At 71.8% G+C, this 20901-nt stretch carries 20 protein-coding genes and 1 tRNA gene; 16 read left to right on the top strand and 5 right to left on the bottom strand.

Translation table 11 applies throughout. From position 1 onward, the window contains the following. Positions 1 to 5: 5 nt before the first annotated feature. The gene (gene rsmI / locus Cs7R123_RS38275) at positions 6 to 830 is read left to right on the top strand and encodes a 16S rRNA (cytidine(1402)-2'-O)-methyltransferase (protein ID WP_212833956.1); all 825 of its coding nucleotides are present in this window, start codon (positions 6 to 8) and stop codon (positions 828 to 830) included. A gap of 222 nt (positions 831 to 1052) precedes the next feature. Here the strand turns inward: rsmI and Cs7R123_RS38270 are convergent, their stop codons facing one another. Continuing rightward, positions 1053 to 2033, bottom strand: coding sequence for a hypothetical protein (locus Cs7R123_RS38270; RefSeq protein ID WP_212833953.1), 981 nt, complete (start codon positions 2031 to 2033; stop codon positions 1053 to 1055). Positions 2034 to 2145: 112 nt separating this feature from the next. Here Cs7R123_RS38270 and metG point away from each other — a divergent pair, with 112 nt between their 5' ends. Beyond that, complete coding sequence (gene metG, locus Cs7R123_RS38265) at positions 2146 to 3921, top strand: methionine--tRNA ligase (protein WP_212833950.1); 1776 nt, start codon at positions 2146 to 2148, stop codon at positions 3919 to 3921. A gap of 12 nt (positions 3922 to 3933) precedes the next feature. Here the strand turns inward: metG and Cs7R123_RS38260 are convergent, their stop codons facing one another. Then, complete coding sequence (locus Cs7R123_RS38260) at positions 3934 to 5136, bottom strand: hypothetical protein (RefSeq protein WP_212833948.1); 1203 nt, start codon at positions 5134 to 5136, stop codon at positions 3934 to 3936. 107 nt (positions 5137 to 5243) lie between these two features. On the opposite strand from Cs7R123_RS38260, the gene Cs7R123_RS38255 reads away from it, so the two are divergent. The 6 genes from Cs7R123_RS38255 to Cs7R123_RS38230 all read left to right on the top strand — a co-directional run bounded on the left by Cs7R123_RS38255 (position 5244) and on the right by Cs7R123_RS38230 (position 10870). After that, positions 5244 to 6101, top strand: coding sequence for a TatD family hydrolase (locus Cs7R123_RS38255; protein ID WP_212833945.1), 858 nt, complete (start codon positions 5244 to 5246; stop codon positions 6099 to 6101). Between the two features lie 68 nt (positions 6102 to 6169). Next, positions 6170 to 7042, top strand: a complete 873-nt coding sequence (rsmA, locus tag Cs7R123_RS38250; protein WP_244872406.1) for a 16S rRNA (adenine(1518)-N(6)/adenine(1519)-N(6))-dimethyltransferase RsmA — start codon at positions 6170 to 6172, stop codon at positions 7040 to 7042. 9 nt (positions 7043 to 7051) lie between these two features. Then, on the top strand, positions 7052 to 8008 hold the full coding sequence (locus Cs7R123_RS38245; protein ID WP_212833943.1) for a 4-(cytidine 5'-diphospho)-2-C-methyl-D-erythritol kinase: 957 nt from the start codon (positions 7052 to 7054) through the stop codon (positions 8006 to 8008). 8 nt (positions 8009 to 8016) lie between these two features. Further along, entirely contained in the window at positions 8017 to 9819 is a 1803-nt protein-coding gene (locus Cs7R123_RS38240; RefSeq protein ID WP_212833940.1) for an ABC-F family ATP-binding cassette domain-containing protein, read from the top strand. Positions 9820 to 9881: 62 nt separating this feature from the next. Beyond that, positions 9882 to 10301, top strand: coding sequence for a DUF4383 domain-containing protein (locus Cs7R123_RS38235; RefSeq protein WP_212833938.1), 420 nt, complete (start codon positions 9882 to 9884; stop codon positions 10299 to 10301). Positions 10302 to 10363: 62 nt separating this feature from the next. Next, positions 10364 to 10870 carry a DUF4383 domain-containing protein gene (locus Cs7R123_RS38230; protein ID WP_212833935.1) on the top strand — a complete coding sequence of 169 codons (507 nt, stop codon included), beginning with the start codon at positions 10364 to 10366 and terminating at the stop codon, positions 10868 to 10870. Between the two features lies 1 nt (position 10871). Here the strand turns inward: Cs7R123_RS38230 and Cs7R123_RS38225 are convergent, their stop codons facing one another. Then, positions 10872 to 11483: a TetR/AcrR family transcriptional regulator gene (locus Cs7R123_RS38225; protein WP_244872521.1), complete on the bottom strand. Its 612-nt coding sequence runs from the start codon at positions 11481 to 11483 to the stop codon at positions 10872 to 10874. 137 nt (positions 11484 to 11620) lie between these two features. Then, positions 11621 to 12610 carry an acyl-CoA desaturase gene (locus Cs7R123_RS38220; RefSeq protein ID WP_212833932.1) on the bottom strand — a complete coding sequence of 330 codons (990 nt, stop codon included), beginning with the start codon at positions 12608 to 12610 and terminating at the stop codon, positions 11621 to 11623. Between the two features lie 137 nt (positions 12611 to 12747). On the opposite strand from Cs7R123_RS38220, the gene Cs7R123_RS38215 reads away from it, so the two are divergent. The 3 genes from Cs7R123_RS38215 (at position 12748) to glmU (ending at position 15016) form a co-directional block, all read left to right on the top strand. Next, on the top strand, positions 12748 to 13458 hold the full coding sequence (locus Cs7R123_RS38215) for a helix-turn-helix domain-containing protein (RefSeq protein ID WP_212833930.1): 711 nt from the start codon (positions 12748 to 12750) through the stop codon (positions 13456 to 13458). A gap of 14 nt (positions 13459 to 13472) precedes the next feature. Continuing rightward, a tRNA-Gln gene (locus tag Cs7R123_RS38210) sits at positions 13473 to 13544 on the top strand. A gap of 32 nt (positions 13545 to 13576) precedes the next feature. Then, on the top strand, positions 13577 to 15016 hold the full coding sequence (gene glmU, locus Cs7R123_RS38205; protein WP_374707079.1) for a bifunctional UDP-N-acetylglucosamine diphosphorylase/glucosamine-1-phosphate N-acetyltransferase GlmU: 1440 nt from the start codon (positions 13577 to 13579) through the stop codon (positions 15014 to 15016). Positions 15017 to 15114: 98 nt separating this feature from the next. Here glmU and Cs7R123_RS38200 read toward each other — a convergent pair whose 3' ends face one another. Further along, positions 15115 to 15348 (bottom strand): response regulator transcription factor, encoded by a 234-nt coding sequence (locus tag Cs7R123_RS38200; protein WP_212833928.1) that lies wholly within the window; start codon positions 15346 to 15348, stop codon positions 15115 to 15117. 226 nt (positions 15349 to 15574) lie between these two features. On the opposite strand from Cs7R123_RS38200, the gene Cs7R123_RS38195 reads away from it, so the two are divergent. The 5 genes from Cs7R123_RS38195 (at position 15575) to Cs7R123_RS38175 (ending at position 20864) form a co-directional block, all read left to right on the top strand. Beyond that, positions 15575 to 16555, top strand: coding sequence for a ribose-phosphate diphosphokinase (locus tag Cs7R123_RS38195; RefSeq protein ID WP_212833925.1), 981 nt, complete (start codon positions 15575 to 15577; stop codon positions 16553 to 16555). A gap of 359 nt (positions 16556 to 16914) precedes the next feature. Further along, entirely contained in the window at positions 16915 to 17544 is a 630-nt protein-coding gene (locus Cs7R123_RS38190) for a 50S ribosomal protein L25/general stress protein Ctc (RefSeq protein ID WP_212833923.1), read from the top strand. A 105-nt stretch (positions 17545 to 17649) separates the two neighbouring features. Then, complete coding sequence (gene pth, locus Cs7R123_RS38185; RefSeq protein WP_212833920.1) at positions 17650 to 18255, top strand: aminoacyl-tRNA hydrolase; 606 nt, start codon at positions 17650 to 17652, stop codon at positions 18253 to 18255. A gap of 156 nt (positions 18256 to 18411) precedes the next feature. Further along, the gene (locus Cs7R123_RS38180) at positions 18412 to 20082 is read left to right on the top strand and encodes a sugar transferase (RefSeq protein WP_212833918.1); all 1671 of its coding nucleotides are present in this window, start codon (positions 18412 to 18414) and stop codon (positions 20080 to 20082) included. After that, positions 20079 to 20864 carry a 3'(2'),5'-bisphosphate nucleotidase CysQ gene (locus Cs7R123_RS38175; RefSeq protein WP_212835055.1) on the top strand — a complete coding sequence of 262 codons (786 nt, stop codon included), beginning with the start codon at positions 20079 to 20081 and terminating at the stop codon, positions 20862 to 20864. The genes Cs7R123_RS38180 and Cs7R123_RS38175 overlap by 4 nt, the downstream gene beginning before the upstream one ends. The last annotated feature ends 37 nt before the right edge of the window (positions 20865 to 20901 follow it).

The following is a 20901-nucleotide window of genomic DNA, read 5'->3' as shown; positions in this document are numbered from 1 at the left end:
GACAGATGACGCAGGTCACGGGTCTGGTGCTGTGCGGGGCGCCCCTGGGTAACCCCGCCGACGCCTCGCAGCGGCTGCGCCAGGCGCTGGCGGAGGCCGACATCGTCGCCGCCGAGGACACCCGGCGGCTGCTGCGCCTGGCGCGGGACCTGGATGTGGTCGTACCCGGGAAGATCGTCTCGTATTTCGAGGGCAACGAGGAGCGGCGCACCCCCGACCTGGTCGCCGCGATGGTCGACGGCGCTCGCGTGGCGCTGGTGACCGACGGCGGCATGCCCAGCGTCAGCGACCCGGGCTACCGCCTGGTCGCGGCGGCGCTGGCGGCCGGGCTGCCGGTGACCTGCGCACCGGGGCCGAGCGCGGTCACCACGGCCCTGGCGCTGTCCGGGCTGCCCTGCGACCGCTTCTGCTTCGAGGGGTTCCTGCCGCGCAAGGGCGGCGACCGGCGCGCCCGGCTGGCCGAGCTGGCCGCCGAACCGCGCACGCTGGTCTTCTTCGAGTCCACGCACCGGATCGCGGAGACGCTGGCCGATCTGGTGGCCGCGTTCGGCGGCGGGCGGCGGGCGGCGCTGTGCCGGGAGCTGACGAAGACGTACGAGGAGGTCCGGCGGGCCACGCTGGCGGAGCTGGCCGAGGTCGACGAGCTGCGCGGCGAGATCACGCTGGTGGTGGCCGGGGCCGACGCGACTCCGGCGCAGCGGCCCGCCGACGAGCAGCTGCTGGCCGAGGTGGCGGCGCGGGTGGCCGAGGGGCTGTCCCGGCGCGACGCCGCCGCGGCCGTCGCCGCCGCCCACAACCTCCCCAGACGCGAGGTGTACAACCTGCGCTGAGCGCGGGGTGTGCGACCTGCGCTGAGGCGGCCCGGCGGGCGCGTTCCGTGCTCGGCTGAGCGCCCCCGTCGCACCTAGCATTGACGCTGGCCTATCTGGAAGACAGATCTTGGAGAATTGTCCTCTAGATAGGCCAGCGTCAATGTAAAACCCGGGGTGGAGCGGGTGGAGCGGAGCGGAGTGAGGTGGGCGTGCGGGCGGGGTGAGGTGGGCGGGGCGGGGTCAGAACGTGGCGGCGAGGAAGCCGATGGAGACGAGCAGTGGTCCGGCGAACGACAGGCCGACGGCGGCCAGCCGGTCGCGGCGGTCCGGTAGCCGCAGCGCCCCGGTGGCGAACACGATCCCGACCGAGCAGAGCAGGATCGCCGCCAGCCCGACCAGCCAGCGCAGGTACAGCCCGCCGGTGCCGCTGGCGACGTACGCGCGGGTGCTGTGCGGGCCGACCATGCGGGCCGGGGCGCTGAGGCCCTCGGACTGGCCGGGCGGGCCGTACACGTCGATGTCGGCCGCGGTGAAGCCGGCCGAGCTGAACTCGCCGACGCAGCTCTGGAAGAAGCCCTCGCCCGAGCAGGCGGTGATCGTCAGCGTGCCCGTGCGGCCGTGCCCCAGCGACAGCCACATCGGTTCGGCGCTGACCCAGCTGAAGAACCCCCCGGCCAGTGCGAGCAGCACCAGCAGCGGCAGCGCGACGCCGAGGCGGCGCGGCCGCTTCGGCGCCCGTACGGGCCGCTTGGGCGGTGGTTCGGTCCAGCCGGGCCGGGCGCCGTGCAGGCGCGGGTCGAGCCACCCGTCGCGCGGCACCTCCTGCACCGGCATGCTGAACGCCTCGGTGGGCGCCAGGGCTGCCGGCGGGGGCGGCGGCTCGGCGACGGCGACCGGCTCCGGTGCCCGGCGGCGGCCGACGTGCCCGATCGGGACCGGGTCGGGTGCGGCGACGCGGGGGCCGGTGCCGTCGAGCTCGCACGGCCCCTGGACCGGTTCGGGCTCGGGGGCGCTGTGCGCGGTCGGTGAATCCCGCCCGGGGCGCTGCCAGTAGGCCAGGTCGGGGTCGTCCAGCACCGTGGGCTGCGGGGTCAGCCGCAGCGGCTGGGACGGCTCGCCGAGCCAGGAGGGGGTCAGCTCGAACGGGGACGGGGCCGGATCGGGCGCGCCAGGAACCGGCTCGGCCAGGCCGGTGTCGAGATTATCGACGTTATCCCTCATAGATGGTCATTTCACCCTAGTCGCCCTGCTCGTGAGGGGATTTGCCGCGCGTGTCGCCGGAGGTCGTAACCGGTTCGCGGACCCGGTACGGCCTTCACTACGCTGTTTTCCCATGAGTCACGTTCTCGCCGCGGTCGCCTGGCCCTACGCCAACGGCCCGCGCCACATCGGCCATGTCTCCGGATTCGGGGTGCCCTCCGACGTCTTCAGTCGGTACATGCGGATGGCCGGCCACGACGTGCTCATGGTCTCGGGCACCGACGAGCACGGCACGCCGATCCAGGTCCAGGCCGACGCCGAGGGGATCACCCCGCGCGAGGCGGTGGACAAGTACAACCGCATGATCGTCGAGGATCTGCACGGGCTCGGCCTGGCGTACGACCTGTTCACCCGTACCACCACCGGCAACCACTACGCGGTGGTGCAGGAGCTGTTCACCGCGCTGCACGCCAACGGGTACGTCATCGCCAAGACCACCCAGGCGGCCGTCTCGCCGTCGACCGGCCGGGGCCTGCCCGACCGGTACATCGAGGGCACCTGCCCGCGCTGCGGCTACACCGGTGCCCGCGGCGACCAGTGCGACAACTGCGGCAACCAGCTCGACCCGATCGACCTGATCGACCCCAAGTCGAAGATCAACGGTGAGACGCCGCTGTTCATCGACACCGAGCACTACTTCCTGGACCTCTCGGCGTTCGCCGAGGCGCTGGGCACCTGGCTGGACACCCGCGAGGGCTGGCGGCCCAACGTGCTCAAGTTCTCCCGCAACCTGGTGGACGACCTGCGCCCCCGGGCGATCACCCGCGACCTGGAGTGGGGGGTGCCCATCCCGCAGGAGGGCTGGGACACCAAGCGCTTCTACGTGTGGTTCGACGCGGTCATCGGCTACCTGTCCGCCTCGGTCGAGTGGGCGCGCCGCACCGGCGACCCGCAGGCGTGGCGCCAGTGGTGGCAGTCGCCCGAGTCCCGGTCGTACTACTTCATGGGCAAGGACAACATCGTCTTCCACTCGCTGATCTGGCCGTCGATGCTGCTCGGCTACAGCGGCAAGGGCGACAAGGGCGGCAAGCCCGGCGAGCTGGGCGAGCTCAACCTGCCCACCGAGGTCGTCTCCAGCGAGTACCTGACCATGGAGGGCAAGAAGTTCTCCTCCTCGCGCCGCATCGTGATCTACGTGCGCGACTTCCTGGAGCGCTACGACGCCGACGCGCTGCGGTACTTCATCGCCGTGGCCGGGCCGGAGACCACCGACACCGACTTCACCTGGTCGGAGTTCCTGCGCCGCAACAACGACGAGCTGGTCGCGGGCTGGGGCAACCTGGTCAACCGCACCATCTCGATGGCGGCCAAGAACTTCGGCGGCGTACCGGCCCCGGGCGAGCTGACCGACGCCGACCGGGAGCTGCTGGCGACCGTGCGCGGCGGGTTCGCGTCCGTCGGCGGCCTGATCGAGCTCCACAAGCAGAAGGCCGCGATCAACGAGGCGATGCGGATCGTCGGCGAGGTCAACAAGTACCTGTCCGACCAGTCGCCGTGGAAGCTCAAGGCCGAGGAAGAGCGGCCGCGCCTGGCCACCATCCTGCACACCGCGCTCCAGGCCGTGGTCGACTGCAACACGCTGCTCACGCCGTACCTGCCGCACGCCGCGCAGAAGATCCACCAGCTGCTGGGCGGCGAGGGCGTGCACGCGCCGATGCCGCGCATCGAAGAGGTGTCCGACCTCGACGGCGGCCCGGACTACCCGGTGCTGACCGGCGACTACACCGTCGGCGCGAAGTGGGAGCCGAAGGAGCTGGCGCCGGGCACGCCGCTGAGCGCCCCGACGCCGGTCTTCCGCAAGCTGGACCCGTCCATCGTGGAAGAGGAACTGGCCCGGCTGGAGAGCTAGAAAGTCCGCAGCCTAGAAGTAACGCAGCTCCGCATCGTGGGCGTCGGCGATCTCGGTCGCCGGCGCCCACGCCTCGTACACGCCCCGGCGGTTGCACTGGGCGGCGAGCGTGGTCACGTTGACGGGATCGGGCTGGCACAGCCGTACGCGCACCCAGTTGGCATCGGCCGACAGCACGGTCACCACCGCGCCGCGCCAGCGGGCGTACCGGGTGCGGCGGCGCAGCGTCTCGACCGGGTAGCGGGCCGCCCGGCTCATCGCCAGCACCCGGAACTCCTCCGGCGGGTCGGCGACGGCCTCGTACTCCTCGCCCCGGAACGTGCCCACCAGGCGGCTGAACGAGTTCAGATCGCGGGGGATCGGCAGGTACTCCTGGTCGGCGCTGATCTCGCGCAGCGGCTGGAGCAGCCGCCGCCACTGCGGTCCGACCAGGCGCAGCCAGCCCCGCTGCTCGGGCTGGAACGTGTACAGCACCACCTCGGTGCCGTCGGGCACGTACGCGACGAGGGCGGCGTGCGCGGGCAGCGGCAGGTCGGCGAAGTCTGCGGTGATCCACTCGGGGATCAGCTCGGTGCTGCTCGGGGCGAAGCCGGTGCCCAGCACCGCGGCGCCGACCCGGTCGTGCGGCGGCATCGCCACCAGGCCCGACACGGCCTCGCCGGTGCTGGGGCGGAAGTCGGCGCCGTCGATGGCCCGCCAGCGCAGCAGGTAGGTGACCTCTTCGGACGGCTCGCCGCCGAGCACCGCGAGCTCGGTGGGCGTACGCAGGTGCGCCACGTCCCACTCGCGGTAGCAGAAGCCGTGCGGCAGCCGCCCGCGCAGCAGGTCGGTCACCCCGCCTGCGGTCAGCGGCATCACCATGCGGGTGCCCTGCCGGACGACGGCGGTCGCGCGCACCGAGGCGACCACGTCGGCGGAGTGCCGGTCGCGCGGCGGGCGCTGGCTCAGCCAGTGCACCCGCTCCCAGCTGAGGCTGCGCGACAGCGGCGCGCACAGCTGGCTCTCCGGCATCGCGGCCTGGCCCGCACCGGCGACCTCGGCCGACGGCACGAAGCGGTGGAACGGCAGGCGGGATGGTGACTCGAGCCGCAGGAAGCCTGGTTCGGGCTGGTCGCTGAACAACTCGTAGGCGGCGCCCCCGGCTATCGGCTCAGCCGAGTACGCGCGTCCGTCCACCATGACGGCAGCCTGGCCCATGTCATTGAGGATCGTCACGAAGCCCGACGCTAATGCCGCCCGGTGAGGGGGAGGTGAACAAGATCTGAACGAGGGCTGTTGAGGTGTCGGGAAAACGTCGTCGCGGACAGTGAGATCATGGAAACGTGACCACCGCCGACCGCGCAGCCCGAGCCAACGCCCGGACCAGCGCAGACTTCCCGCCCGCCCCGGAACCGCTGCCGTATCCGGTGCTGGACAGCCACACCCACCTGGACATCGTCTCCGCCGAGGGGGACGACCCGGTCGGGCAGATCGCCGCCGCCGCGGCGGTCGGCGTGGACCGCCTCGTGCAGGTCGGCGTGGACGTCGCCTCGTCGAGGTGGGGCGTGGAGCTGGCCAACACGCAGCGCGCGGTGCTGGCCACGGTCGCCCTGCACCCCAACGAGGCGCCGAGACTATCCGATCTGGACGGAGCGCTCAAGTCGATCGAGGAACTGGCCGAGGACCCGCGCGTACGGGGCATCGGCGAGACCGGGCTGGACTTCTTCCGTACCGGCGAGAACGGTCTGAGCGCGCAGGAACGCAGCTTCCGCGCCCACATCGGGCTGGCCAAGCGGGTCGGCAAGCCGCTGGTCATCCACGACCGCGACGCCCACGCCGACATCCTGCGCGTGCTCGACGACGAGGGCGCCCCGCAGACCGTGGTGATGCACTGCTTCTCCGGCGACGCCGCGTTCGCCGCCGAGTGCTGCCGCCGCGGCTTCGTGCTGTCGTTCGCCGGGACGGTCACCTTCAAGAACGCGCCGCACCTGCGGGAGGCCGCCGCGCTCGCCCCGATCGGGCAGGTGCTCGTCGAGACCGACGCGCCGTACCTGACGCCGATGCCGCACCGCGGCCGCCCCAACGCGTCCTACCTGATCCCGCTGACGGTGCGCGCCCTGGCCGAGGCGAAGGGCGTGCCGCTGGCCGAGATGTGCCAGGCGATCTCCGCCAACGGCGACCGGATCTTCGGGCCGTGGTGAAGGCAGTCCGGGGCGCCGACCACCCGGCCGGGGGACTGCCCGTGACGGTGCGCCGATAACCTTGACCCGTGACCGTTGAACAGGCAAGACTGCTCGGCCCCGCGGAGATCCGGGAGCTGGCGGCCCGGCTCGGGGTCGCGCCGGCCAAGAAGTTCGGGCAGAACTTCCTGCACGACCCGAACACGATCCGCCGCATCGTCGCCGCCGCCGGTCTCGACCCCTCCGACGTGGTGGTCGAGGTCGGGCCGGGCCTGGGCTCGCTGACCCTGGGCCTGCTGCCCGCCGCCGCGCACGTGCACGCCGTCGAGATCGACCCGCCGCTGGCCGCCGCCCTGGCCGTCACCGCCGCCGAGCGGGCGCCCGGCCTCGTCGGCCGGCTCAGCGTCCACAGTGGCGACGCGATGCGGGTCACCGCCGCCGAGTTCGACCCGGCGCCCACCGCGCTGGTCGCGAACCTGCCGTACAACGTGGCCGTGCCGGTGGTGCTGCACCTGCTGGCGGAGCTGCCGGGCGTACGGCACGGGCTCGTGATGGTGCAGAAGGAGGTCGCCGACCGGCTCACCGCCGGCCCCGGCAGCAAGATCTACGGGGTGCCGTCGGTGAAACTCGCCTGGTACGCCTCGTCCAAGCAGGCCGGGAAGGTGCCTCCGGCCGTGTTCTGGCCGGTGCCGAACGTGGACTCCGGGCTGGTCGGCTTCACCCGGCGGGAACCGCCGCGCGACGACGTGTCCCGCCAGGAGGTGTTCGCGGTGGTGGACGCGGCGTTCGCGCAGCGGCGCAAGACGCTGCGGGCGGCGCTGGCCGGCTGGGCGGGCAGCGCCCCGGCGGCCGAGGAGCTGCTGCGGGCGGCCGGGATCGATCCGCAGACCCGGGGCGAGCAGCTCGACGTGCACGCCTTCGCCGCCCTCGCCGCCGCGAAGCACCGACCCGGGGGTCGGTAGGCTGGGCGCGTGACTGAGGCGTGGACGCTGGGCGACGACGACGATGACCTGGCCGGAGTGCCGTCGGGGCCGGTGCGCGTACGCGTCCCGGCGAAGATCAACCTCCACCTCGGCGTAGGCCCCGCCCGCCCCGACGGCTACCACGAACTGCACACCGTCTACCACGCCATCTCGCTGTACGACGAGATCACCGCCCGCTCCGGCGACACCCTCACCCTCACCATGCAGGGCATCGGCGTCGGCGAACTGGCCCTGGACGAGTCCAACCTCGTCATCAGGGCCGCGAACGCCCTGGCCGCCACCGCCAAGGTGCCCGCCCAGGCCCGGCTGCACCTGCGCAAGCAGATCCCGCTCGCGGGCGGACTCGCGGGCGGCTCCGCCGACGCGGCCGCCACCCTCGTCGCCCTGGACGCCCTGTGGGGCACCAACCTCGGCCGCGACGAACTGGCCCGGATCGCCGCCACGCTCGGCTCCGACATCCCGTTCCTGCTGTACGGCGGCACCGCGCTGGGCACCGGCCGCGGCGAGGCCGTCAGCCCCGTGCTGGCCCGCGCCAACCGCTGGAGCTGGGTCGTCGCCTTCGCCGACGGCGGCCTGTCCACCCCGAAGGTGTACGCCGAACTCGACCGCCTGCGCGCCGAGGGCCGCGCCCCCGCGCCGCTGGGCAGCAGCGACGACCTGCTCAGCGCGCTGCGCCAGCGCGACCCGGCCGTGCTGGCCGATGCGCTCGGCAACGACCTCCAGGCCGCCGCGGTGTCGCTGCGCCCGCAGCTGGCCGACACGCTCGCCGTCGGCGACAAGGCCGGCGCCCTGGCCAGCCTCGTCTCCGGCAGCGGCCCCACCTGCGTGTTCCTGGCCCGTGACGACGCCCACGGCGCCGACGTCGCCGCCGCGCTGACCGCCTCCGGCCTGTGCGGCGGTGTGCAGCTCGCACACGGCCCGGTCCACGGCGCCCGGATAGGCTAGGCGGCACCATGGCCAACATCATCAATCTGGACCGGGTCAGCAAGGGCTACGGTCCGACCGGCCCCCTGCTCACCGACGTCTCCCTCGGCCTCGACGACGCCGACCGCATCGGCGTCGTCGGCCTCAACGGCTCCGGCAAGTCCACCCTGCTGCGGATGCTCACCAAGGCCGAGGAGCCCGACTCCGGCCGGGTCACCCACCGGCGCGACCTGCGCGTGGTCGCCCTGCCGCAGGCGCTGACGCTGACCGCCGACGCGACCGTGCGCGACGTGGTGCTCGGCGACGCCTGGCTGCCCGCCGCGTTCGAGGCCGAGCACGAGTGGGCCGGCGACGCGGGTGTGCGGGCCATCCTCGACGGCCTCGGCATGCCCGGCCTCGGCCTGGACACCCCGGTCGGCCCGATGTCCGGTGGCGAGCGCCGCCGCATCGCCCTGGCCGCGCTGCTGGTGCGCCCCGCCGACCTGATCATCCTCGACGAGCCCACGAACCACCTCGACATCGCGGGCGTCAACTGGCTCGCCGCATACCTCAACAAGAGCCTCAAGGGCGCGCTGGTCGTGGTCACCCACGACCGGTGGTTCCTCGACGCGGTCTGCAACCGCATCTGGGAGGTCGCCGACCAGCAGGTCCGGGCGTACGACGGCGGCTTCGCGGCCTGGATCCTGGCCCGCGCCGAGCGCGAGCGCGTCGCCGCCGTCACCGAGTCGCGGCGGCAGAACCTGCTCCGCAAGGAGATCGCCTGGCTGCGCCGGGGCCCGCCGGCCCGCACCTCCAAGCCCAAGTTCCGCATCGACGCCGCCAACGCGCTCATCGCGGACGTCCCGGCCCCGCGCGACGAGGTCACCCTCGCCAAGCTCGCCACCGCCCGCCTCGGCCGCCAGGTGTACGACCTGGAGGACGTGACCCTGCACGCCGGACCCAAGCTGATCCTGAACCGGGTCACCTGGCACGTCGGCCCCGGCGACCGCATCGCGCTGCTCGGCGCCAACGGCGCGGGCAAGTCCACCCTGCTGCGGCTGCTCGCCGGGGTGAGCGAGGCGACCGGGTTCAGCGCCGGCAAGACCGTACGCCCCGCGTTCCTGTCCCAGGAGCTGGCCGAACTGCCGGGCGAGCTGCGCCTGCTGGAAGCCGTCGAGCAGGTCGCCCGGCGGGTCAAGCTCGGCGACCGCGAGCTGTCGGCCGCCCAGCTGGCCGAGGTGTTCGGGTTCACCGACCGCCGGGTGTGGACGCCCGTGGCCGACCTGTCGGGCGGCGAGCGCCGCCGCCTGCAACTGCTGCGGCTGCTCGCCGGGGAGCCGAACGTGCTCATCCTCGACGAGCCCACCAACGACCTCGACACCGACACCCTGGCGTCGCTGGAGGACCTGCTCGACACCTGGCCCGGCACGATGATCGTCGCCTCGCACGACCGGTACCTGGTCGAGCGGGTCTGTGACGCCGTCTACGCCCTGCCCGGCGACGGCACCCTGCGCCACCTGCCCGGCGGCGTCGACGAGTACCTGCGCCTGGTCGAACCGGCCCCGGTCGGGGCCACCGTGCGCGTCCAGACGAGCGCGGCCCCCGCGAAACCGGCGGGCGGCGGCCCCAGCGCCGCCGAGGTCCGGTCGGCCAAGAAGGAGACCTCCCGCATCGAGCGGCAGATCGAGAAGCTCAACCAGCGCGAGGAGAAGCTGCACGCGCAGATGGCCGAGCACGCCACCGACTTCGCCAGGATCGCGGAGCTGGACGCCAGCCTCAAGGCGGTCCAGGACGAGCGCGGCCTGCTCGAGGACGAGTGGCTCGAACTCGCGGAGCTGATCGGGCAGGAGTAGGCCACGAGGGGGGTTGGTAGGGTGCCCCGGTCATCCCCCCTCGCACCACTCGGAGCAGCGTCATGGCTTCGCACATGCCCGTCAACCACTCCCTGCGCCCGCTCTACCGGCTGCTCGCACTGCTCACCGGGCTGTTCGTGCTCGCGTTCGGCGTGCTCGGGTTCCTGGAGAGCCAGGGCGACCCGCTGTTCGAGGCGGGCGGCGCGCGGGCGCTCGGCCTGCGGACCAACCCCGCCCTCGCGTACGCCTGCCTGGGCGCCGGGGTGCTGGTGCTGCTGGCCACGCTGGTCGGCCACAACCTGGACCGGCTGGTGAACACCTGGATCGGCGCCGCGTTCCTGATCGCCGGGACCGCGATGCTGGCGCTGATGAACACCGAGCACAACGTCCTCAACTTCACGCTGGCGAGTTGCATCGCCGCGTACGCCGTCGGCTCGGTCCTGCTCACCGCGGGCATGTACGTCCGCGTCGCGCGCCGCTGACCAATCCCTGCTAAATCGCCGCATCAGGTTCGGCGGGGGTCCGATCGGGGCACAATGCGAATATGCACCTACCGGTCAACCACCGCTTCCGGCCCCAGTACCGGTTCCTCGCCGGCCTGAGCGGCGCCTACCTGCTGACCTTCGGGATCGTCGGCGCCGCCCGCACCGCGGGGGAGCCGTTCTTCAGCCGCGCCGACATCCACGCGCTCGGCCTGAAGACCAACCCGGCGTTCTCCTGGCTGTCCATCGTCGTCGGCGCCATCGTGCTCGCCGGTGCGCTGCTCGGCCGCAACATCGACCACTTCATCAACCTCTGGGGCGGCGTGGTCTTCATGCTCGCCGGGTTGATCATGCTGCTGGTGATGCAGACTGCGGAGAACAAGCTCAACTTCGAGATCGCCACCTGCGTGGTCTCGTTCCTCATCGGCACCGTGCTGATGATCGCCGGCCTGTACGGCAAAACCGGCTCCGCCGCCGCGGCCGAAGCCGAAGAGGTGCTCCGGCACAGCAGCCGCCCCGGCGACAAGCTCAGCACCGCCCGGCCGCCGCGCGCGGTCACCCGCGGCTGACCTAGCGGGCGGACTTGCGGTTGTTCATCAGCAGGGTCGGCTTCGACTCCAGATGCGACAGGCCGTGCCAGGCCAGGTTCACCAGGTGCGCCGCCACCGTCTCCTTGCGCGGCTTGCGCACCTCCAGCCACCACCGGCCGGTCAGCGCCACCATGCCCACCAGCGCCTGGGAGTACAGCTCGGCCAGCTTCGGGTCGTAACCCCGGCCCTTGAACTCCGCGCCCAGGATGTGCTCGACCTGGTGCGCGACATCGTTCAGCACCGACGAGAAGTTGCCCGACGACGACATCACCGGCGACTCGCGCACGAGCACCCGGAAGCCGTTCGTCTCCTCCTCGATGTAGTCCAGCAGCGCCAGCGCCGCCTGCTCCAGCAGCTCCCGCGGATGCCCCGCCGTCAGCGCGCCGGTGACCCTGGTGAGCAGCGCCGTCACCTCGCGGTCGACGACCACCGCGTACAGGCCCTCTTTCCCGCCGAAGTGCTCGTACACCACCGGCTTGGACACCTTCGCGCGCGAGGCGATCTCCTCGATCGACGTCGCGTCGAACCCGCGCTCGGCGAAGAGCTGCCGCCCCACCGAGATCAGCTGCTCGCGCCGCTGAGAGAAGCTCATCCGCACCCGGGAACCGCTCTTCGGCGGCGCGGCGGGCTGCCGGCCCACCGCCTGCCGGACCTCACGCGCGTCGTCGACCACGCCCCCATCCTGCCAGGAGGACGGGGGCGGCAGGGGAGTGCCGTTGAGCTCGGCCGTCACCGGGCCAGCTTGGGCTGGGCGTCCCGGTCGACCATCTTCGACCTGAGCCGGTCCTCCTTGGCCCACTTCACGTTGGTGGCCCAGCCGAACTTCTCGAAGAACCAGATCACCCGGGCCGAGATGTCGATCTGGCCGCGCAGCACGCCGTGCCGGGCACTGGTCGGGTCCGAGTGGTGCAGGTTGTGCCAGCTCTCACCGAACGACAGGATCGCCAGCGGCCAGAAGTTCGACGCCCGGTCACCCTCGCGCATCTCGAAGGGGCGCTCGCCGTAGACGTGGCAGATCGAGTTGATCGACCAGGTGACGTGGTGCAGCAGGCCGATCCGGATCAGGCCCGCCCAGAAGAACGCGGTCAGCGCGCCCTGCCACGACCAGGTGACCAGGCCGCCGACGACGCCCGGCGCCACCGCGGTCAGCAGCGACAGCAGGCCGAACATCTTGTCGACCTTCTGGATGTCCTTGTCGGCGAGCAGGTCCGGCGCGAAGCGGGCACGGTTGGACAGCTCGCGGGCGAACAGCCAGCCGACGTGCGCGTGGAACAGGCCCTTGGCCAGGCCCTTGACCGAGTTGCCGAAGCGCCACGGCGAGTGCGGGTCGTCCTCCAGGTCGGAGTACTGGTGGTGGCGCCGGTGGTCGGCCACCCACTGCGTCGGGCTGCCCTGCACCGCCATCGCGCCCGAGACCGCCAGCGTCACCCGCAGCCAGCGGGTCGCCTTGAACGAGCTGTGCGTCAGGTAGCGGTGGTAGCCGACGGTGATGCCCAGACCGGTCACCACGTACATCACCGCGAAGATCGCGACGTCGGTCCAGCCGAGGAAACCGCCCCAGGCCACCGGGACCGCCGCGAACAGGGCCAGGAACGGCAGCACCACGAAGGCCCAGAGGCCGATCAGGGTGCCCTTCGACTGGTCGCCCTCGGTCAGCGGCTTCTGACCCCGGGCGGGGGCCGCTGCTTCAGTGGGCGTGTCGACGGTCACGGTGGTCATGGCACCTCACTGGAGCAGGGAAGCAGGTGGGCCGAGCTATACCTACGTTACCGTAACCTACGGGTCCGTAGTTTGACAGAGGGCGTGCTGTGAATTTCCTGCGGAGAGGTGTCGTACGCCCGCTTTAGCGTCACCCCATGGCAAAGCCTGAACTGCGCGAACGTGCTGTCGAACTCCGCCGGGAGGGCCGCCCGGTCCCACAGATCGCACAGGAGCTCGGCGTGGCCCGGTCCACCGCGTTCCAGTGGGTCCGGCACATCCCGCTGGACTCGGACGCCGAGGCCGCCGCGCGCCGCAGGCAGCACTCTCAGGCGATGACCGACGCTCGCTGGGGAGCGCACCGCGTGCGTACTGCTGAGCGCAGGCAGGCGGAGCGTGACGCCGGGCAGGCGCTCGTGGGTGCCTTGAGCGAGCACGAGCTGGCACTGGTCGGTGCGGTGATCTTCTGGTGCGAGGGAACGAAGGAGAAGCCGTGGCGGGCCAACGACGGCCGGGTGACGGTCACGAACACCGACCCGCGGCTGCTACGGATCTTCATCAGGTTCCTGGAGTCGGTCGGCGTCAGCCGCGCCGAACTCACCTATCGGGTGAGCATCCACGAGAACGCCGACGCCGACGAGGCCCAGCGCTGGTGGGCCGCACAACTCGGCGTGCCGCTGGAGTGCTTCCGCCGGGCCACCCTGAAGAGGCATCAGCCCACCAGCTCACGGCACAACCAGGCGGAGGGATATCACGGATGCCTGGTCGTGACCGCCCGGCGCAGGCGCGAACTCTACTGGCGGATCGAGGGGATCATCGACGAACTCGACCGCCGCACCGGTGCGGCGGATGCGGGTGAACCACGATAAGCTTTGCCACCGGATGGGGCGTGGAGTAATGGCAGCTCACTAGACTTTGAATCTAGACGGTCCTGGTTCGAGTCCAGGCGCCCCAGCTTGCAAGCTAAGTAAGGGAGATGGGCGGCTCGTGACTCGTACGGTGATCGTTCTCGCTGCGGGCGAGGGCAAGCGGATGAAGTCGGACCTGCCGAAGGTGCTCCACCCGCTGCTCGGCCGCTCCCTGGTCGGCCACGTGCTGGCCGCCGCCGCGCCGCTGGACGCGCAGACCCTGGTCGTCGTCGGCCACCGCGCCGACCAGGTCGCCGCGCACCTGGCCGAGACCGCCCCGGACGCGCGCACCGCGCTGCAGGAGCAGCAGAACGGCACCGGCCACGCGGTGCGCATCGCGCTGGAGGCGCTGGGCGAGGTCGCGGGCACGGTGGTCGTGCTCAACGGCGACGTGCCGCTGCTGCGCGAGCAGACCCTGACCGACCTGGTGACCGCGCACGAGTCGGCGGGTGCCGCGGCGACGGTGCTGGGCGCGACCGTGCCCGACCCGTCCGGCCTGGGCCGGCTGATCCGCGACGCCGACGGCGCGCTGACCCGCATCGTCGAGCAGCGCGACGCCACCGCCGACGAGCGCGCGGTCCGCGAGATCAACGCGGGCATCTACGCCTTCGACGCGGCGGCGCTGCGGGTGGCGCTGTCGAAGCTGAACTCGCACAACGACCAGGGCGAGGAATACCTGACCGACGTGTTCGGGCTGCTGGTCGCGGAGGGCTCGCCGGTGCGGGTGCACCTGGCGGACGACCACACCGAGACGCTGGGCTGCAATGACCGGGCCGAGCTGGCGGCGCTGCGGGCGCTGATGCGCGACCGGATCAACACGGCGCTGATGAAGTCCGGCGTGACGATCATCGACCCGGCCACGACCTGGATCGACGCCACGGTGACGGTCGAGCGCGACGCGGTGCTGGAGCCGAACGTGCAGCTGCGCGGGGCGACGGCGGTCGCCGCGGGCGCGGTGGTGGGCCCGGACGTGACGCTGATCGACACGACCGTGGGCGAGCAGGCCGAGGTCGTACGGGCGCACGCGGTGCAGGCGGAGATCGGCCCGAAGGTGAGCGTGGGGCCGTACGCGTATCTGCGGCCGGGCGCGGTGATCGGCCGCAAGGGCAAGGTCGGCACCTTCGTGGAGATCAAGAACGCGACGCTGGGCGAGGGCACCAAGGTGCCGCACCTGTCGTACGTGGGGGACGCGACGATCGGCGAGCAGACCAACATCGGCGCCGGGAACCTGTTCGCGAACTACAGCGGCACGGTGAAGAACCACACGGTGATCGGGTCGCACGTGAAGACGGCGTGCGACACGACGTTCGTGGCGCCGGTGCGGGTCGGCGACGGGTCGTACACGGCGGCCGGTTCGGTGATCGACAAGGACGTGCCGCCGGGCACGCTGGCGGTGGCGCGGGCGCACCAGCGCAACATCGAGGGCTGGGTGAAGCGGGCCCGTCCGGGCACGGCCGCGGCGGAGGCCGCGGAGCGGGCGCTGGCCGAGCAGGCGGAGATCCCCGCGTCGGAGGGCTGAGGTAGCTGCGGTCGCTAGCCGCTCGGCGTCATCCGTAGCGAAGGCGGAGGATGACGCCGATTAAGGCCGCGGAGCGGAGTCAGCACTGCCGAAGCGGCTCAGCGCCGCTTCTCTTCTTCCTCGTCCAGCCAGCCGCGCTTGGCGGCCTCGGCGCCGAGGGAGAACTGGTTCTTGGCGCCCGTCGTCTGCTTGAGGACCGCGATGTGGTCGTGGACGGCGCGCTCGCTGAGGAAGACCAGCTTGGTGATGGTCTGCACGGTGAAACCGGCGGCGAGCAGCAGGAGGATGCGCCGCTGAATGACAGTGGGCTCCTCTGACCGTTCGCGTGCCATCTTCGGCTCTCTCTCCCCACAAACCTTCCGATGCCCTACGAAGGTAGCGCCCGCCGTTCGGCGCGGGCAAGGCGGCCCTTGCTGACCTGCGCGTGAACGGGGCAAGTCTTCCGGGCGGTGATCTGTCGCACCAGCAGGCATCCTTGTTCGACGGTTCGCCAAGTGGCGCGAGAGGATGAGGCGAAAAGGTGATACTGGCCGCAGGCCATCGTGAAGGGCGGAGCCGATGGGCAGCATCGTCACGGAGAACCGTAAGAATCTGATGCTCTTTTCGGGTCGGGCGTATCCCGAACTCGCGGAAGAGATAGGAGAGGTGCTCGGGGTAGGTGTGACCCCGACCACTGCGTACGACTTCGCCAGTGGTGAGACGTTCGTCCGTTATAAGGAGTCGGTACGTGGTTCCGACGCCTTCATCGTGCAGTCCATTTCAGCACCCGTGAATAAGTGGCTCATGGAGACGCTGCTGATGGTGGACGCCGCCAAGCGCGGCTCGGCCAAGCGGATCACGGTGGTGCTGCCGTTCTACCCGTACGCCCGCCAGGACAAGAAGCACCGCGGCCGGGAGCCGATCTCGGCCCGCCTGGTCGCGGACTTGCTCAAGACCGCCGGCGCGAACCGCATCCTCACCGTCGACCTGCACACGGCGCAGATCCAGGGCTTCTTCGACGGCCCGGTCGACCACCTGTTCGCCATGGACCTGCTCGCCGAGTACGTGGAGGCCAACTACGGCCACCGCGAGCTGACCGTGGTGTCGCCGGACTCGGGCCGGGTGCGGGTCGGCGAGCGCTGGACCGACCGGCTGGGCGGGTGCCCGCTGGCGTTCATCCACAAGACCCGCGACCCGCTGAAGCCGAACCAGGTGGTGGCGAACCGCGTGATCGGCGAGGTGGCCGGGCGGACCTGCATCCTGGTGGACGACATGATCGACACCGCGGGGACGATCTGCAAGGCGGCCGACATCCTGTTCGACAACGGCGCCGCGGACGTGATCGTGGCGACGACGCACCCGGTGCACTCGGACCCGGCGACGGAGCGGCTGAAGAACAGCCGGATCAGCGAGGTCATCGTGACCAACACGCTGCCGCTGGGCCCGGACAAGCAGTTCGACAAGCTGACGGTGCTGTCGATCGCGCCGCTGGTGGCGCGTGCGATCCGCGAGGTCTTCGACGACGGCTCGGTGACGACCCTCTTCGGCGGCCTGAGCTGACCCTCGGCGGCCGCCGCCGGACCGGCGGCTTCGCCGCCCGCACTTAGCATCGACACTGGCCTATCTGGAGCACGGGTTTCGTCCCACCGTCCTCTAGATAGGCCAGTGTCGATTAAAAGGCGGATGGGGTCACAGGTGCGGGGCGTGGTGGGGCCGTGAGCGGCGACACGGGGACCCCGGCGAAAGCGACCGGATTGGTCGGGTAAGCTGGGCGGGTTGCCACGGCGAGGGTGCCCTGCGGGTAGAGATGCCTGTTGACGGCGCCGTGATCGACGCGGTGCTCCGGGTCACGTCACCCCGCGCGCCCTCGTCCGCTCGGCCTGACGACAACAGTGACCCGTTGAGCAGGAGAACCAATCGTGTCTGAGGTAAAGATCAGCGCCGAGCCGCGTACCGTGTTCGGCAAGGGCGGCGCACGCCGCACCCGGCGCGCGGGCCTCGTACCCGCCGTCGTCTACGGCCACGGCGAGGCCCCGCGCCACATCGCCGTCCCGGCCCGCGAGTTCGCCGCCGCCATCCGCCACGGCGGCATCAACACCGTCTTCGAGCTGGTCAGCCCGGACGGCACCAAGACCCTGGCGCTGCCGAAGGCCATCCAGCGCGACCCGCTGAAGGACACCTTCGAGCACATCGACCTGGTGATCGTGAAGCGCGGCGAGCAGGTCACCGTCGAGGTGCCGGTGCACCTGGTCGGCGAGGCCGCCAAGGGCACCCTGGTGATGACCGAGCACGACAAGATCTCCATCGCCGCCGAGGCGCTGCACCTGCCCGAGTTCCTCGAGGTTTCGATCGAGGGCCTGGAGGCCGGTTCGCACGTCACCGCCGGTGACGTCAAGCTGCCGCGCGGCGCCGCGCTCGTCGCCGACGCCGAGACCATCGTCGCCGTGGTGAGCCTGGCCCCGACCGCCGAGCAGCTCGAGGGCGAGACCGCCGAGGCTGCCGAGGCCGTCGAGGAGGCTGCCGAGGAGCCGGTGGCCGTCGAGGCCTGAGTTTTCGCCGGCCGCTGCGCGGCTGCCGAACAGCACCGTAGACCGTGGCGCCCGCCGAGCCGTAGTAGCTTGGCAGGGCGCCACGTCCGTATCTGAGGGAGTGTCATGGAGCAGGCCGCCGCACCCGCCGCACCCTGGCTGATCGTGGGGCTGGGCAACCCGGGGCCGCAGTACGCGGGCAACCGGCACAACGTCGGCTTCATGGTCGCCGAGCTGCTGGGCAAGCGGGCGGGCGGCTCGTTCGGGCGGCACCGCAAGGCCGTCGCGGAGGTGGCCGAGGGCCGCCTGGGCTACGGGGCGGACGCGCCGCGGCTGGTGCTGGCCAAGCCGCTGACGTACATGAACCTCTCCGGCGGCCCGGTGACGGCGCTGTCGCAGTTCTACAAGATCCCGCCCGCGCAGGTGATCGCCGTCCACGACGAGCTGGACATCCCTTACGGGCAGGTGCGGTTGAAGATCGGCGGCGGCGAGGGCGGCCACAACGGCCTGCGCTCGATGACCAAGTCGCTGGCCACAAAGGACTACATCCGGGTGCGGTTCGGCATCGGACGGCCGCCGGGCCGCCAGGATCCGGCCGACTTCGTGCTGTCGGACTTCTCCGCGACCGAGCGCAAGGAGCTGGAGTTCCTGGTCGACCGGGCCGCGGACGCGGTCGAGGCGGTCGTCCGGCAGGGCCTGGCCGCCGCGCAGCAGACGTACCACACCGCCTGAGGTCACCCGGCCGTCACATTTGCGCTGGTGCCGCGTTGTACGGGCAGGCGCGCCCGCGGCTGACGGGAAGGCCCGCGGTGGCGCCGTGAGAGCGTCGTGCGCGGGACGGCCTGGCTGTGCCATGTCCGGGGCGCCGTCGCTGACGGGGGGCGTCCTATGGAGCAGCGGCGTGACGACGACCGACGGGGGCCGGGACCGAGGCCCTACCGGCAACGCCACCGCTCCGCTGATACGCCGCTCGACTTCGCCAGCGGGCCGACCCCGGCCGGTCCCGCGCCGTTCAGCCCGGCGCCGGTAGGGCTGGTCGCGGTCCGCCCGCAGCAGCCGGTGCTGCCCGCGACGCATCCGGATCCGCCGCGGCACCGCCCGGGGACGGGCCGCCGCCCGGTCGGCGGCAGCACCCACATCGGCACGCCGGTGCGCGTGCTGGACCGCCGCAAGGGCTGGGAGCAGCGCTACCTGTGGACGCTGCTCGGCTCGGACCTGCTGGTCGGCTCGGCGGCCGGCCTGCTCGCCTTCATCCTGCGGTTCGGCCCGCAGGTCACCCCGTTCACGCGGACCTACGTGCTGCTGTCGCTGCTGCTGCCGTTCGCGCTGATGGCGTCGCTGACGCTGACCAGGGCCTACGACCGCCGCTTCCTCTACGTCGGCACCCAGGAGTACGACCGGGTGCTGCGCGGCGGCCTGTGGGTGATCGCGACGGTCGCGGTCGGGTCGTACGCGCTGGAACTGCCGACGGCCCGCTCGTACGTGCTGATCGCGCTGCCCGCCGCGACCGGGACCCTGGTGGTGACCCGGTTCCTGCTGCGCAAGGCGCTGCACCGGCGGCGCGAGCGGGGCGAGTGCCTGCGCCGGGTGGTGGTGGTCGGTCACGAGCTGGCGATCATCGGCCTGGCCCGGCAGCTGGGCCGCGAGCGGTTCCACGGGCTGGAGGTGGTCGGGGCGTGCGTGCCGCGCGGCAGTGACGGCCGCATCGGCCTGCCCGTGTACGGCACGTTCGACGACGTCGCCGCGGCGGTGCGCGCCGCCGGGGCGGACACGGTGATCGTGCTGAGCTGCCCGGAGCTGGACGGGCACGCGCTGCGCCGGACGGCGTGGCAGCTGGAGCGCGACGAGATCGACCTGATCGTGGCCAGCGCCCTGGTGGACGTGGCCGGCGACCGGACCACGATCCGGCCGGTGGATGGGCTGCCGATGCTGCACGTGGAGCATCCGCGGCTGTCGGGCGGCAGCCGGGTGGTCAAGGAGCTGATGGACCGGATCGGCGCGGCGCTGCTGCTGGTGGCGTTCGCGCCGCTGCTGCTGGTGACGGCGCTGGCGCTGCGGCTGGACTCGCCCGGCGCGGCCCTGTTCCGCCAGGTGCGGGTGGGGCGTGACGGACGTGAGTTCGTCATCTTCAAGTTCCGTACCATGTACACCGATGCCGAGGCGCGGCTTGCCGAGCTGCGGCATCTCAACGAGCACGACGGGGTGCTCTTCAAGATCCGGGACGACCCGCGCGTGACCGCGATGGGCAAGTGGATGCGCCGCTACTCGCTGGACGAGCTGCCGCAGCTGATCAATGTGCTGCTGGGGCAGATGTCGCTGGTGGGGCCGCGGCCGCCGCTGCCGGTCGAGGTGGCCGCCTACGCGGACGACGTGCGGCGCCGGTTGGCCGTCAAGCCGGGGATGACCGGCCTGTGGCAGGTGTCCGGTCGGTCGGATCTTCCGTGGGAAGAGGCTGTCCGTTTGGACCTTCGTTACGTCGAGAACTGGTCAATGTCCATGGACCTGCTCATCCTCCTGCGTACACTGACCGCCGTTGTCCGAAGCTCTGGAGCGTACTGAAGATGCCACCCGTCGAGGACGGCGCTTTCGCCGTATGGCTGGCCCGCCAGGCCGGCGACCTCCTGCTGTCCCTGCGCGACGAACTGGGGTTCGACGACCCGGTCGCCCTGCGCAAGGCCGGTGACAAGCGCTCCCACGACATGATCATGACGGAGCTGGCCCGCTGGCGCCCCGCCGACGCCGTGCTCAGCGAGGAGGGTGTCGACGACCCCGCCCGCCTGGCCGCGTCCCGGCTGTGGATCATCGACCCGCTCGACGGCACCCGCGAGTTCGGCGAGGCCGGGCGCGCGGACTGGGCCGTGCACGTGGCGCTGTGGCGGCGCACCGGTGCCGACGAGGGCGTGCTGGCCACCGGCGCGGTGGCGCTGCCCGCGCAGCAGCGGGTGCTCGGCAGCGAGCCGGCCCCGGCGTACCCCCCGCTGGCGCCCTCGGTCGCCGCGGGCGGCCCGATCCGCATCGCGACCAGCCGCACCCGCCCGCCCGCGTTCCTGACCGCCCTGGCGGAGGCGACCGGGGCCGAGCTGGTGCCGATGGGCTCGGCCGGTGCGAAGATCGCCGCCGTGGTGACCGGCGACGTCGACGCCTACATCCACGACGGCGGCCAGTACGAGTGGGACTCGGCGGCCCCGGTCGCCGTCGCCGCGGCGGCGGGCCTGCACACTTCCCGGGTGGATGGTTCACCTCTTGTTTACAACCAGGGCACCGCGAGTCTGCCGGATCTTCTGGTATGTCGTATGGACCTGGGCGCTGAGCTGCTGTCGGCGATCTCACAGCATCGTTGATCGGCGCCTGTTAACACCGGTAGGGTGAATTCCCGAG

The organism is Catellatospora sp. TT07R-123, assembly GCF_018327705.1.
Lineage (GTDB): Bacteria > Actinomycetota > Actinomycetes > Mycobacteriales > Micromonosporaceae > Catellatospora.
Note: the sequence above shows the minus strand (reverse complement) of the source record. Positions and strands in the feature narration are given on the sequence as shown.